The organism is Pristimantibacillus sp. PTI5, assembly GCF_048572955.1.
Classification (GTDB): domain Bacteria; phylum Bacillota; class Bacilli; order Paenibacillales; family Paenibacillaceae; genus Pristimantibacillus.
The window spans coordinates 2678511-2692879 of sequence record NZ_CP183886.1 but is presented as its reverse complement, the minus strand read 5'-3'; the positions used below and the strand labels follow the sequence as shown (position 1 = coordinate 2692879).

General features: G+C 50.9%; 15 protein-coding genes. All 15 read left to right on the top strand.

From position 1 onward, the window contains the following. The first annotated feature begins 5 nt into the window (after positions 1-5). Positions 6-407: a F0F1 ATP synthase subunit epsilon gene (locus tag ACN6MW_RS12055; protein WP_308995252.1), complete on the top strand. Its 402-nt coding sequence runs from the start codon at positions 6-8 to the stop codon at positions 405-407. A gap of 302 nt (positions 408-709) precedes the next feature. Beyond that, a complete protein-coding gene (locus tag ACN6MW_RS12050; RefSeq protein WP_419875619.1) occupies positions 710-2932 on the top strand; it encodes a methyl-accepting chemotaxis protein in 2223 nt (740 codons plus the stop codon). Between the two features lie 175 nt (positions 2933-3107). Then, the gene (locus ACN6MW_RS12045; RefSeq protein WP_419875618.1) at positions 3108-4721 is read left to right on the top strand and encodes a spore germination protein; all 1614 of its coding nucleotides are present in this window, start codon (positions 3108-3110) and stop codon (positions 4719-4721) included. Continuing rightward, positions 4718-5968, top strand: a complete 1251-nt coding sequence (locus ACN6MW_RS12040) for a Ger(x)C family spore germination protein (RefSeq protein ID WP_419875617.1) — start codon at positions 4718-4720, stop codon at positions 5966-5968. Before ACN6MW_RS12045 ends, ACN6MW_RS12040 begins: the two co-directional genes overlap by 4 nt. Before the next feature lie 9 nt (positions 5969-5977). Next, a complete protein-coding gene (locus ACN6MW_RS12035) occupies positions 5978-6229 on the top strand; it encodes a hypothetical protein (RefSeq protein WP_419875616.1) in 252 nt (83 codons plus the stop codon). Further along, positions 6226-7449, top strand: a complete 1224-nt coding sequence (locus tag ACN6MW_RS12030) for a GerAB/ArcD/ProY family transporter (protein ID WP_419875615.1) — start codon at positions 6226-6228, stop codon at positions 7447-7449. Before ACN6MW_RS12035 ends, ACN6MW_RS12030 begins: the two co-directional genes overlap by 4 nt. A 99-nt stretch (positions 7450-7548) precedes the next feature. Then, entirely contained in the window at positions 7549-7920 is a 372-nt protein-coding gene (locus ACN6MW_RS12025) for an NADH-quinone oxidoreductase subunit A (RefSeq protein ID WP_419875614.1), read from the top strand. Then, a complete protein-coding gene (locus tag ACN6MW_RS12020; protein ID WP_056630949.1) occupies positions 7905-8423 on the top strand; it encodes a NuoB/complex I 20 kDa subunit family protein in 519 nt (172 codons plus the stop codon). Before ACN6MW_RS12025 ends, ACN6MW_RS12020 begins: the two co-directional genes overlap by 16 nt. Further along, positions 8420-9076, top strand: a complete 657-nt coding sequence (locus ACN6MW_RS12015; RefSeq protein ID WP_419875613.1) for an NADH-quinone oxidoreductase subunit C — start codon at positions 8420-8422, stop codon at positions 9074-9076. The genes ACN6MW_RS12020 and ACN6MW_RS12015 overlap by 4 nt, the downstream gene beginning before the upstream one ends. A gap of 7 nt (positions 9077-9083) precedes the next feature. Further along, positions 9084-10184, top strand: coding sequence for an NADH-quinone oxidoreductase subunit D (locus ACN6MW_RS12010; RefSeq protein ID WP_364151797.1), 1101 nt, complete (start codon positions 9084-9086; stop codon positions 10182-10184). Next, positions 10184-11200 carry an NADH-quinone oxidoreductase subunit NuoH gene (gene nuoH / locus ACN6MW_RS12005; protein WP_419875612.1) on the top strand — a complete coding sequence of 339 codons (1017 nt, stop codon included), beginning with the start codon at positions 10184-10186 and terminating at the stop codon, positions 11198-11200. Before ACN6MW_RS12010 ends, nuoH begins: the two co-directional genes overlap by 1 nt. A gap of 16 nt (positions 11201-11216) precedes the next feature. After that, positions 11217-11666 carry an NADH-quinone oxidoreductase subunit NuoI gene (gene nuoI / locus ACN6MW_RS12000; protein WP_364151794.1) on the top strand — a complete coding sequence of 150 codons (450 nt, stop codon included), beginning with the start codon at positions 11217-11219 and terminating at the stop codon, positions 11664-11666. Further along, positions 11667-12182: an NADH-quinone oxidoreductase subunit J gene (locus ACN6MW_RS11995; protein WP_419875611.1), complete on the top strand. Its 516-nt coding sequence runs from the start codon at positions 11667-11669 to the stop codon at positions 12180-12182. Between the two features lie 4 nt (positions 12183-12186). Beyond that, a complete protein-coding gene (nuoK, locus tag ACN6MW_RS11990) occupies positions 12187-12489 on the top strand; it encodes an NADH-quinone oxidoreductase subunit NuoK (RefSeq protein ID WP_419875610.1) in 303 nt (100 codons plus the stop codon). 8 nt (positions 12490-12497) lie between these two features. Beyond that, complete coding sequence (nuoL, locus tag ACN6MW_RS11985) at positions 12498-14369, top strand: NADH-quinone oxidoreductase subunit L (protein WP_419875609.1); 1872 nt, start codon at positions 12498-12500, stop codon at positions 14367-14369.

The following is a 14369-nucleotide window of genomic DNA, read 5'->3' as shown; positions in this document are numbered from 1 at the left end:
TCCACATGAGTTCGTTTTTGGTTGAGATCGTAACACCAGAGCGCAAGGTGTACGCAGAGACTGCGAATATGGTTAGCGTAACGGGCGTTGAAGGTGAGCTTGGCATATTGCCAAACCACATTCCGCTGGTAACGCCGCTTCGTATCGCGCCTGTCGTCATCAAACGCGATAATAATAAAGCAGATGTTATAGCGGTAAATGGAGGCTTTATCGAGGTACGCAAGGATAAGATCGTTATTCTTGCCGAGAGCGCAGAGCTTGCAACCGATATTAACATTGAACGGGCTGAAGCCGCTAAACAGCGTGCCCAGCAGCGTCTTGCGGCTAAGCAAGACCAGATTGATTTCCGCCGCGCGGAGCTTGCTTTGCAGCGTGCCATGAATCGTCTGAACGTAAAGCAGAAATAAGCATAACCAATTAAAGCATCATTCATGCCTTCAAGGCGTGAATGATGCTTTTTTATGTTTGGGCTTTGAGAGCTTCCTAACTGCAGTAAGCAACATTTTTGAAATTCAAGAATCTATCGTTTATTAGATGCTAGTCCATGTCAGGTTATTGTTAATATTCGTGTTTTAATCGGAAAATGATGCTTTATTTCTATGAATTTGAGCTATTTCGACAAAGAGACTAATATTATGTATGAAATACCCAATATTATATGTTAATATAGTTAACATTAGAAATGAAAGAGTAGCAGGGGGAGAGTCATATGTTTGATTGGTTAGGAATGAAGGTAGGATTTCCGCTCTGGGTTTCATGGCGTTTGAACAAGCAATTGAAAGCGGATGTCGAGCATAGCTTTGAAGGGATTGCAGAGACGCGCAAAGAGCTGCTTACCAACTGGGCGACGGATTATTGGACGCATTTAGACCGTTTGAGCGATGAAATGTCAGTACTGCTCAGTCAAAAGGAAGATCATGCTGCTTCTACCGTGCAGTCGCAAATAGAATCACTATTCGCTAGAACCTATGCGCGGGCAATAGACTTCACGGAGCTTTTCTTTCTGGACGCGAAGCAATCCGTTGCCTACTCAACGTTCAGCGCGCATGTCGGCACGGCCTATCCGTCGGATAGTATTTTGCAGCCGGGGCTTGCATATACGAGAGAAGCGAGCAGGTTGCGAAGATGCCTATTCGGACCTTTCAGTGATCCGATTACGTTAAAGCTAGGGCCGCGTTCATCCTCCTTCCACGATAAAATGACATTATTGTTTATGGTCCCTATATCGGTGAATAACAGCTTGGCAGGAACGCTGTGCGGCCGTGTGCCAAATGATGTGTTAGGCGATTTGATTCAACGGGAATCGGGCCACGTATACCCGGATTCCGGGGATAATTACATATTTATGGCTAAGGCAGGACTTAATACGCAGATTGCGCCGGGTACGGCACTGTCACGGAGCCGCTTCGAGGATCGTACTTTTACGCATGGAGAAAACCTTAAGGATGGGGTTACAACCGATTGGGGTATTGTTTCGATTAAGGAGCATACCGAGCTGGAGATCGTATTTACCGATCCGGCGACAGGAGAGCTGCATCCGGGCGTAGCGAATACGATCCGCAACGGCAGCAATTTGTTTGTCGAATTTCCGGGCTACTCGGATTATAGGCATATATCCGTTATTGGCAAAGGGGTAACCTTTCAGCTTCCGCATTGCCCGGATAAATGGGGAATGATGTGCGAGGGCGACCTGGAGGAGGTTTACCGGATCCGCAGTATCGGTTGGAGGCAGCGGAAGCTGCAGCTTATCTCCATTGCCAGTTTAAGCGTGACGACAGCGCTGCTTATTGTGTTCATTGCATCCAGTGCACCGATTTGGATGACCGCGGCGGCAGCAGGCGTGTTTAATCTTTTATTCGGATTAATCTACAGCGGTGTCTTTCAGAAAAAGGAGTCCGAGCGGGTCGTGACCCATTTGCGCAAAATTAACAGCTTTATACGTTTGAATGCCGAAGGCAAGGGAGATTTGACCCAACGACTCGCGCTTCAGGAGTTTGATAATGATGAATCAAAGGAATTAGCCAAATGGATCAATAATATGATTGATTCCTTGGAGGGCATCATGCTTCAGGTCAGGCTTGCTTCGGCAGACGTGTTATCCAGCCAGCTTGTGCTTAATGAGTCGGCGGCAGTGACGTCGGCATCTACGGAACGCGTCAGCGGGAAAGTAACGGATATGATCGGCAGCATTAGGCTGCAGCTAAAAGATATCGACATGGCCAAGGATGCGGCTGGCGATATGAGGACGACGCTGAAGCAGATTGAAGAGCAGGCGGCGGAACAAATAGCGGCAGCCAAAAGCGAGGTTGACCGGATTGGGGACAAAATGCATCACATCTCTGCCAAGGTTGGCGAGACGAACAAGACCATTCATAAATTTATGGATACCGTTCAGGAAATTCAAAGCGTCCTGCATGTGATTGAGGAAATATCGGCACAAACGAATCTCTTGGCGCTCAATGCCTCGATTGAGGCGGCCAGGGTTGGCGAGCAGGGCCGAGGTTTTGCGGTGGTCGCTTCGGAAATCCGCAAGCTCGCGGATATGACCAAAAAATCGACCGAAGAGGTGCATGGCATTACCCGCCATATTTATGATGAGGCGAAGCAGGCCTACGCATCGATGGACGAGGGAACAAAAGTCGTCGAGGAAGGCAACCAGCTAGTTGCGGCAGCGGCCAGTACGCTTGCTAACGCGCACGCGGAGGATCTTCGCAAGACGAAGGTTGTCGACGAAGTTGTGCAGCTTATGGAGAAAATCGCTCTCGTAAGCCGAGAAAACCGCAATGTATCCTCCGATGTAGAGAGCAAAGTGCAGGAGCTTATCGGCGAGATGACGAATGTCCGTCAAACCTCGCAAAGCGTGGAGTCTATTACAACGCTGCTGCAGCAGCTGGTCGGACAATTTAAGCTGACGGAATCAAGAATCCGATAGAAAGAAGGAAAGGAAGCCGCAGGGAACCGTGTGAATACGGTCCTGCGGTTTTTTTTGCGCGACAAAGGTTAGGTGAAGGCGATAACCATCCAGCGGATGGAGCGGTGTACATAATTATGCCATGGAAGAGTTATCCTAGGACAAAGAACAATCATAACGGAAAGGAGAGGGGCATATGTACAAAGCTCAAATACGAGGAAAAGGCAAAAAGGGAAAAGATGCTGAAAAAAGGTCATCCCGCGCTGAAAAGCATGAAAAAGAGCAGCTGGATCCGTATGCGGATAAGCCCCTTTCACTTTCTGTTGAGCAAAATATGGAGATCATAAAAAATGAGCTTGGCGAGAGTCAGGATATCATCTTCCGCGAACTGTCGCTTCCCGATCCTAACCATACGAAGATCGTCATTGTGTATGTGCAGGGAATGGTGGATGACGAACGATTGAATGAGTTTATCATCCAACCGATTCATAGAGAGCGATTTCCGCAGGACGAGCCTATCCAACCGGAAGAATTGCTAACGGTCATGAGGAGCGGACTGCTTTCGATAGGAGTCCTTACGGATATCAGCGATTGGAAGCTGTTATTCCAAAAGCTCTTTATGGGTTACAGCATCCTGCTTGTCGAGGGAACGGATCAAGCGCTTGCAGCCAATGTTATCGGCGGTGCGAGAAGAGGGATCGAAGAGCCGAAAACCGAAATGGCCATTCGGGGCCCGAGGGAAGGCTTTACGGAATCGATCCGGACGAACACGTCTATGATCCGCAGAAAAATCCGCAGCCCGAAGCTCTGGATGGAGCAATGGACGATAGGGGAAATTTCGCAAACGCCTGTTTGTATCATGTATATAAAAGGATTGGTGGACGAAAATGTGCTCGTGGATTTGCGTGAAAGGCTGGATGCCATACGCATAGACGGGATCTTGGAATCCGGATATATCGAAGAGCTGATAGCGGACCAGAAGTGGTCGCCGTTCCCTACCGTGCTAAACAATGAACGGCCCGATGCGGTAGCAGGCAACCTGTTGGAAGGCCGTATTGCCATTTTGGTAGACGGAACGCCATTCGTTCTCGTAGTGCCTGCCATATTGAATATGTTCTTCCAAGCGTCAGAAGACTATTATCAACGCTTTGATATTACTACCTTTTTGAGAATGCTCCGTTTTGTTTCTTTTTTGATAGCGCTGCTTATGCCGTCGATTTATGTTGCTATTGTCGGCTACCATCAGGAAATGATCCCCACGCAGCTGCTCTTGAAACTGGCCGCACAGCGTGAGGGCGTACCTTTTCCCGCTTATTTGGAAGCTTTTATTATGGAATTCGTTTTTGAAATCCTGCGCGAAGCCGTTGTCCGCATGCCGAGCGCCGCAGGCAATACGATTTCCATTGTAGGAGGTTTGGTTATCGGGCAATCCGTCGTTGAAGCAGGCATCGTATCTCCGGCTGTCGTAATCGTCGTCTCGTTCACGGCTATCGCAAGCTTCGTATCGCCTACCTACAGCCTTGGCATTGCGGCGAGACTGCTGCGTTTTCTCCTGCTGCTGGCCGCATCGACGCTGGGTTTCTACGGCATTGGCTTGGTTGTGCTCGTGCTAATTTTACATCTGAGCAATATCAGGTCTTTTGGGATGCCGTATATCAAACCGTTCGCCCCGTTTTTTCTCAAGGATATGAAGGATACGCTCGTTCGGGCACCGCACTGGCTGATGCGCGAACGTCCTGAAATGCTGGCAAGCAAAAACAAAACAAGACAGGACATAGAACTGGAGCCAAGGAAGGAGCCTGAGCAATGAGCCGCCTCCAACGCCATAAGAGAGAAGCTTTCATCCTGCGAGCATGCCGTAAAGGAGTTATCTTATGGACAGCGTGCTTGCTGATTCTGCTAAGCGGCTGCTGGGATCTTCGGTATTTGGATAAGCTCGGTGTCGTGCTGGCTTTGGGAGTGGATGAAGATCCCAGCGGCAAACAGAAGCTGCAGTTGACGGTTCAGGTCGTGCTCCCGCAAAACGTTGCCGCTGAGAGCAAAGGCGGAATTGGGGGAACGGCAGTAACGACGTTTACGGAAACCGGCGATACCCTGTTTGAAGCGATACGCAAGATGTCGGCCAAAACGTCGAGGAGACTTTTTTTCTCCCATACCCAAATGCTCGTTATTGGGGAGGGGATAGCCAGAAAGGGGATATTTCCGCTAATCGATTTAATCGAAAGAAACCCTGACATCAGAACGGATATCTCCGTTATTGTTACGCGCGGCGTGAAGGCGGAGCAGCTGCTGCAGTTAACGACGCAGATGGAGTCGATACCCATCAATCAGATTCATGAAATGGTGGAGGTTAACCAGGCAGCTTATGGACTGAACTACGCGGTTAAGGTCAATGACTTAACCAAGCTGCACGGGCAAGGGAAACAGCAAGCCGTGCTTCCCTCTATGCGCATAGACGGCGATCGTACGAAAGGAAATAAGAATGAAAATGTAAACAGCATACCGGCCGAAGCCATTCCCGTACTTTCTACGATGGCCATTTTTCGCAATGGAAAGCTGGTTGACTACTTAAAGCCTAAGGAATCCAGAGGGCTGTCATGGCTGCAAAATAAAATGAAGAGCACTGTCATCAAGCTGGCGTGCCCGGAATCGAAGGGGAATTTAATCGTAGAGGTGCATGGAGTAAACGTGAAGTACAAGGTCAAAAAAGGCGGGAACGACATGCCGATTGTACAGGTACATCTAAGGGTGACAGGGAGCATTCAAGAAATTATGTGCCCGAATGTCCATGTGATGGAAGAAAAGGTGTTGAACCAGATCGGAATGATGGCGAGCGACGCTGTGAAGGACGAGGTAGAGGACACGATCAATAAGCTTCAAAAAAAACTGCAATCCGATGCGATGGGCTGGGGCAAGGAGGTATATTTGCAGCAGCCGGCCATTTGGAAGCGGATTGAAGGGGATTGGGCCTCTCTGTTTCCCAAAGTGAAAAGCGATGTCACATGCACTTTCTTAATTTTAGGATCGGGTGTACGGGGCGAATCTATAGTGGAATGAGTGATCGGTATGATGGCTCTAATCGGAGTTCTCCTGCTTGCCGCGATAACAGGAGCAGTGATTTGGAAACGAAACGGCGATAAGCTTCTTTTTCGCGAGAGAGGCTGGGCATTGGTTATTTTAACAATAGGTACGCTCTTAATCATAGCCCGGCTTTTCCATCTGCCAATTCCTAATCCTACGGATGCGATAAAGGCGTTAACCGGGCCGATCTACCGTCCGATTTTAGCCTGGATAGAGGAGGATACGTTGAAGCGATGAGTAAATTTGCGGGCATTAACAATGCGGAAATCACATCCAGCCAATGCGCTAAACTTTTATTTTTATTTGCTCTTGGGAGTGCGGCGCTCATACTGCCGACCTCCGTCACGTCTATCGCCAAACAAGACGGCTGGCTATCAATGCTTCTAGCCGGGCCGTTTAATTATTTAATTTTAATCGTGTTCTTGAAGCTCTCGGACCGCTTTCCGAACCTGTCTTTGGCCCAGTATGCGGAACGGGTGCTGGGAGTATGGGCAGGCAAGGCGTTCTCCCTGCTCTATGTTTTGTTTTTTCTCCTGCTCAGCGCACTGGTCCTGCGCAACATTTCTGATTTTATGAGCCTCTCGGTGCTGCCTCTCACGCCGGAGTGGTTCATTGACGGCACGTTTATGATTGTCGTTATTTACGGCGTCTACTTGGGCATCGAAACCATCGCGCGCACGGGAGAAATCTTGTTCGGCTGGGGGCTGTTCGTCATTGTGATTGTGACGGTCTCGTTATTCAATCAATTTGATTTCCATAACTTCGAACCGTTTTTGTATAATGGCTTGGAGCAGCCGGTAAAGGGGTTGTATACCATCTTGGGGTTTCCAATTGGGGAGTTTGTGTTTATCACGATGGTTTTTCCGCTGGTGAGAGAGCAGGACCGTAAAAAACTGAGAAAATCATTGAAGCTGTCGGCTGCGTTGATAACGATTGTGAGTGTAGCGATTACCGTGTTTTTGGTCGGGGTTATGGGAGTGGATGAGGCAAGCCGCAGCCCGTTCGCCGTGTATGATATGGCCAAAAATATTAACATTGAAGAGATATTGGTGCGTGTGGAGATTTTGGTCGCCATGGTTTGGGTCGGCACCGTATTTATGAAGCTTGCGCTATGCGTTTATGTACTAACGGTTCTTACGGCTCAAATCCTGAATTTATCTACCTATCGGACATTGGCATTGCCGTATGCGTTTATTATCGTACCGCTCTCCTTTATCGTCTACCGCAACGTCGCCCATGCCCGGGTGTTTGCGATGGGGGTATGGACGGTATACAGTCTCTTTCACGGCTTTTTATTGCCGTTCCTGCTGCTGGTAATCGCCGTCATTCGCAAAAAACGGGATAACGGCAGCGGCAGATTTCCCGAGACCATTCCGCAGGGAACGGATTCTGTCGAAAAAGAAAAAACGACGGAACAGCAGGCCGACAGGCCGGACAAGGAGCCCGCTTTGACGTAACTCCGTCATAGACGCCAGTGGAAGCATTTGTTATAATTGTGAGGAAAAATTGACAAGCGGCAACGGTCCGTACCTACCCCAATTGACGGAGGCGATCGTGTGGAAAACTACGCCAATAACTATGTCGTTGTGGCTGTTTTTATCGTTCTTGGCATTTTGCTCCCAGTCGTTGCATTGACTGTAGGAAGGCTGCTAAGACCGAATAAGCCGAATGAGCTCAAGCAAACCACCTATGAAAGCGGGAATGAGCCCGTAGGTGAGGGACAGGTCCGTTTTAACATCCGCTATTACTTGTTTGCATTAATGTTCGTCATCTTTGATGTGGAAACCGTTTTCTTATATCCGTGGGCCGTCGCATACCATAAGCTCGGCTTATTTGTGCTAGTTGAAATGGTCATTTTTGCGGGAATGCTTCTTATCGGTCTTCTATATGCCTGGAAAAAGAGGGTGCTGAAATGGAATTCAGTTTAGAGTCAATTTCAATAGAGGAACGCAAAGAGCTGGAGCGCAACGTATTTATGGGCACCTTGGAGCAGCTTAAAGCCTGGGCGAGAAGCAATTCATTATGGCCGCTGACCTTTGGTCTGGCTTGCTGCGCGATTGAAATGATGGGAACGGGCGCATCGCATTACGATCTCGACCGCTTCGGCGTCATGTTCCGTACCTCGCCGAGGCAATCCGATGTGATGATCGTAGCCGGTACCGTTACGAAAAAGATGGGCCCTCTGCTTAGAAGGCTGTACGATCAAATGCCTGAGCCGAAATGGGTGATTGCGATGGGCTCCTGCGCGACGGCTGGCGGTCCTTATATCAAATCTTATGCAGTCATAAAAGGCGTCGATCAGATCGTGCCCGTCGACGTGTATATACCGGGCTGTCCGCCTAACCCGGCGGCGCTGATCTACGGCATCAACAAGCTCCAGGAGAAGATCCGATATGAAGCGAAAACCGGGAAGCGGGTGACCGGCCGATGAGCGAGGAACAGAATGGGGACGGCGCAAAGCCCGTTACGGATTCGCCCCCGGCTGATGCGGAGCGGGAGGCCAAGCTGAAGGCAGCGGCCGAGGCGCGCGCCGCGAGGGCCGCAGCGAAGGAAAAGGCGGAAGCAGAGGCGGGAGAAGCCCAGCCGGAGCCGCCCAAGCCGCCGTCGCTGCGGCAGCCGGAGCTGGATGCAATGACCGCGCTGCTGAAGCGGGAGATTGCCGAGACCGCCGTTGAGGATGCTTACGTGAACGAATTAAATGGCGACATGCCAATGATTATAATCAAAAATGACTACTGGCAGGAAGTCTCGCGTCTGTTAAAGGAGCACGAAGAGCTGCGATTCAACTACTTGCGCAATGTGTCCGGCATCGATTACGAGACGCATATGGAAGTGGTCTATCATATGCTCTCGCTTGGCAGCAACAGAGAGGTCGCTATCAAGATCAAGACGGACCGCGATTCGGCATCCGTATATTCAGCGACGCCGGTGTGGGCGACGGCGAATTGGAACGAGCGCGAAATTTATGACCTTCTGGGCGTCGATTTTCCCGGACACCCTGATTTGCGGCGGATTATGATGCCTGACGATTGGGTCGGCCATCCGCTGCGCAAGGATTACGAACCGTTAGATTCGGAGGTGTAGGCAGACCTTGATCCGTACAGAAGAACTGCTCTTAAACGTAGGTCCGCAGCATCCTAGCACGCACGGCGTATTTCGAATTATCGTTAAGCTCGATGGCGAAGTCATAACCGAGGCAACGCCCGTTATGGGCTATTTGCACCGGGGAACGGAGAAGATCGCGGAAAATTTAAATTTCACGCAAATCATACCTTACACGGATCGAATGGATTACGTCTCTGCCATGACGAACAACTATGTGCTCGTGCACGCAGTGGAGACCATGATGGGCCTTGAGGTGCCGCAGCGGGCGGAGTATTTGCGGCTTGTGGTCATGGAGATGCAGCGGGTTGCAAGCCATCTGGTCTGGTGGGGCACCTACCTGCTTGATATCGGAGCGATGAGCCCTTTTTTGTACGCATTCCGCGATCGGGAAATGATTATTGATTTGTTCAATGAGCTGTGCGGAGCAAGATTAACCTATAATTATATGAGAGTGGGCGGCGTGAAATGGGATGCGCCGCCCGGCTGGCTCGATAAGGTGCGCGAGTTTGTTCCTTATATGGAGAGCAAGCTGCAGGAATACGATAAGCTTGTCAGCGGCAATGAAATCTTCTTAGCCCGTATTAAGGGCGTTGGGAAGTATGATGCCGCAACGGCCATCGATTATGGACTAACGGGAGCCAATTTGAGATGTACCGGAGTCGACTTCGATGTGCGTAAGGCCGAGCCTTACAGCCTGTACAGCCAATTCGAATTCGACGTGCCGCTTGGCAAGGAGGGCGATTGCTATGACCGTTATCGCATCCGTATGGAGGAAATCCGCCAAAGCCTGCGTATTTTGAAACAAGCGCTTGCGATGTTCCCGAGCGGAGGAGACACGATGGGGAAGGTGCCGCGCGTGCTTCGACCGCCTGCCGGAGAGGTCTACGTCCGAATTGAATCGCCGCGCGGCGAAATCGGCTGCCACATCGTATCCAAGGGTAAAGCGGAGCCGTACAGACTCAAGTTCAGGCGGCCTTCCTTCGTTAATTTGCAAATACTGCCGAAGCTGCTGGTTGGAGAAACGATGACAAACCTCATTACGATACTGGGCGGCATTGACATTGTCGTCGGGGAGGTCGATTGCTGATGCAGTCTTGGCTTAACCAGTCGCTCACCTGGGGCAATGCGCTTGTGCTGTTTCTATGGGCGGTTGTATTCCTTTTTATCGTGCTTGGTTTCGTTACGTATGCCATTTACTTCGAACGCAAGGTAATCGGATGGATGCAGCTTCGTATCGGACCCAACCGGGTTGGGCCGTTTGGCTTGCTGCAGACGGTGGCGGATATTTTCAAGCTGCTTATTAAGGAAGATACGATTCCGCGCAAGGCTGACCGCATGCTGTTCATTTTAGCGCCCGCGCTCGCGTACATCCCTGCGTTCTCTGTGCTGGCGGTTCTGCCGTATACGCAAAATCTTTATTTTGCGGATTTGAATGTCGGGCTGCTCTACTATGTAGCTTTATCCGGGATCTCGACGCTTGCCATTGTACTCGGAGGCTGGGCTTCCAATAACAAGTACGCCCTGCTCGGGGGTATGCGCTCGGCGGCGCAGATGATAAGCTATGAGGTACCGCTTGTGATTTCGGTGGTTGGCGTCATTCTGCTCAGCGGCAGCTTGAATTTAAGGGATATTGTAGCTGCGCAGGACGGGGGTTGGTTCTGGGATTGGAATTTCCTCCCTCAAATCATCGGTTTCGTTATCTTTATCATTGCGGCCGTCTCGGAGCTTAACCGCACGCCCTTCGATTTGCCGGAGGCGGAATCGGAGCTTGTTGCGGGTTACCATGTCGAATACAGCGGTTTCCGCTTTGCTTTCTTTATGCTCTCGGAATATGTTTACGTTTATGCGATTGCTGCCCTTACGACGGTGCTGTTTCTTGGCGGCTGGCATGCGCCGGCGCCTTTTCTTGATTTTGTGCCGGGAATCATCTGGTTTTTGCTGAAGTTTGCTTTTATTGTGTTTTTCCTGTTTTGGATCCGTGCGACGATGCCGCGAATTCGCGTAGACCAGCTGATGGGACTCGGCTGGAAGGTGCTGCTGCCCGTTTCGCTGCTTAACGTGTTTCTCACGGCCGTATATTTGGAATTGTTTATTAAGAACTAGCAAAGGGGAGAAGGAAATGAAAGGAATGCTGCAAGGACTGGGCGTAACGCTCAAATCGATGACGGCTCCAAAAGTGACCACTTCCTATCCTGACGTGCCCTTTGTCATGCCGGACCGGTTCCGTGGCATTCAGCATTTTATTCCTGATTTGTGCATCGTCTGCAATCAATGCGCGCGCATTTGCCCGACGGACTGCATTACGCTGACAGGCAAACCGAATCCGGATCCGGACAAAAAAGGCAAGGTCATCGACACGTTTGATATTAACTTTGAAATTTGCATCCTGTGCGACCTCTGTACGGAGGTTTGTCCGACGGAAGCGATCGTCATGTCGAATCATTTTGAACTGGCGACGTTCAGCCGCGATGACCTGTTTAAGGACGCACAGTGGCTGACCGACAATAATACGCTTACCCGGCAGGATAATAACAATATCGGAGCGCCGGCCAAAGGGGGCGCGAAATAGTTGTTCAATATTGCATTCACGGGCGAGTTCGCCGCTTTTTTTATCTTTTCGGCGATCATGATTTGCGGCGCTGTTCTTATGATCACGCTGGAGAAGGTCGTTCATATGGTCATCTCTATGGCAGCCGTATTTCTGGGCTTAGCGGGAATGTTCGTGCTGCTTGATGCAGAGTTCGTCGCGTTCGTACAGGTTCTGATCTATGCCGGCGCGGTTTCGATCCTGATGATCTTCGGCATTATGATGACGAAGCATCAGCCCGGGGCGCGGGAGCCTGCGAAGCCGCTGCATGAGACGCTGGCGGCAATCGGCGCGCTGAGCTTGTTCGGCGTGCTGTTTTATGCGATTCAGTCGACGGAGTTGCCTGAGCCGCAGCCCTTCCGGCAAGCGGAAGATAATACGATGGCTATCGGAGAGCTTTTATATACGGGGTACGTCATTCCCTTCGAGCTTGTCTCCGTGCTGTTGACCGTTGCTTTTATCGGAGCCATCGTGCTCGCCAAGAAGGAGGCGGATTAAAGAGATGTTATCCTCCTATTTAACGCTGGCAGCGATTTTGTTTTGTATTGGGCTCTACGGCGCTTTAGTGAAACGGAATGCGGTCGTCGTGCTGCTCTCGATTGAGCTTATGCTGGGCGCGGTCAACCTGAATTTGATCGCCTTTTCGAAATACGGCGTCGTTCCGTCCTTGACCGGCCAACTATTTTCTTTGTTTACGATTACGGTTGCCGCAGCGGAAGCGGCGATTGGAGTTGCTATATTGATTGCTTTGTTCCGGTTGCGAGGGACAGTGAACGTCGACGAATTTGACAAAATGAGGAGGTAGCGCAGCGTATGGATAAATTCACACAAACGGCTTGGTTGATACCGCTGTTTCCGCTGGCAGCCTTCCTCGTTTTGACGGCGCTCGGCCGCAGCTACCGGCGGGCGGGCGTATTCATCGGCTCGTTAGGCACGTTTGCTGCTTTCGTGTTTTCGCTGTTGATTTTGGCAGACCGCTTGGGCGTCAATGAAGTGGACTATAATTATGCCTTCGATTGGATTTCGATTGGAGATTATACGCTTCGAATCGGGTTTGAGGTGACGAACCTGACGGCGCTTATGCTGGCGGTCGTCACGCTTGTCAGCTTTCTCGTGCAGCTGTATTCGGCGGGCTATATGAAGGACGACGAGCGGATTTCAGTGTTTTACGGCTATGTTTCCTTATTTACTTTTTCAATGCTGGGCTTGGTGCTGTCGGATAATTTATTGTCGCTTTATATTTTTTGGGAATTGGTCGGCGTCTGCTCTTTCCTGCTGATCGGCTTTTGGTTTACGCTGCCCAAGGCGCGCGCAGCCGCCAAAAAAGCCTTTATCGTTACGCGCATCGGCGATGTCGGGCTGCTGCTGGCTATCTTGCTGCTGTTCTGGTATATGCCGGAGCATGCGCTTGATTTTACAACGATTCAAAGCGTGTTCGACGGTCAGTCGGGCGCGATTACAAACGGGATCACGACGTTAATCGCCCTGCTTATTTTTGTCGGCGCCATCGGGAAATCGGGGCAATTCCCGCTGCATGTATGGCTGCCTGACGCGATGGAAGGTCCGACGCCGATCAGTGCCTTGATCCACGCGGCGACCATGGTTGCCGCGGGCGTGTTTCTTATAGCGCGGACGTATGATATTTTTCAGGACTCCGCCGCCGCTATGGAAACAGTCGCTTACGTGGGCGGATTTACGGCAATCTTCGCAGCCGCGGTCGCGCTGGGGCAAAATGACATCAAACGGATATTGGCGTACTCCACGGTAAGCCAGCTCGGCTATATGATGTTGGCGCTCGGTCTCGGCTCCTTAACGGGCGGGATCTTTCATTTGTTTACGCATGCTTTCTTTAAAGCGCTGCTGTTTCTGGGAGCCGGGAGCATCATCCATGCCGTACATACCCAGAATATTAACGAAATGGGCGGCCTGGGCTCGAAAATGCGCATTACGGCATGGTCTTTCGGTATCGGCGCTCTTGCGCTCTCCGGCATTCCGCCTTTATCCGGCTTTTGGTCGAAAGATTTGATATTGTCGGTCGCTTGGGAGACGAATCCGCTGTTGTTCGTCGTTGGTTTGGGAGCGGCCTTTTGTACGGCGCTATATATGTCACGGCTGTTTTTTCTCGTATTTATGGGCAAACCAAGCGTTGTTGCGTCAAAGGCCCACGAATCTCCTATTTCAATGACGCTGCCGCTGATTGTGTTAGCTGTCCTGGCTGTAGCTGCCGGGTTTATCGAGACGCCGTGGAACGGCTGGTTCGGGTCGTGGATCAACGATGGACCTGAAGAAGCGCATGCCAGCGGCGCGGCAATCGTCGGTTCAATAGCCGTGGGACTTCTCGGAATTTATATCGGATGGCTCGTATACGGAAAAAAAAGCATCAGCAGTACGGCTTTGCGGGAGAAAACGCCTTGGCTTGTCCGGCTGCTTGAGCGCGGCTTCCATATCGATGAGCTGTATGCAGCCGTGATTATCAGGCCGCTGAAGCTGCTTGGCTCTGTTATGCTTGCGTTTGATGCCTACGTCATTGGCGGAATCGTCCGGCTGACAGGCACGGCGGTAAGCTCTGCCGGCCGGGCGGCAGCCCGCCTGCAGAACGGCCAGGCGCAAACCTACGGCCTAGCGGCCATTATCGGTTTTGTGGTTATTGCGGTTGCCATCGTCGGAAGGAGGTTCCTGCCGTGA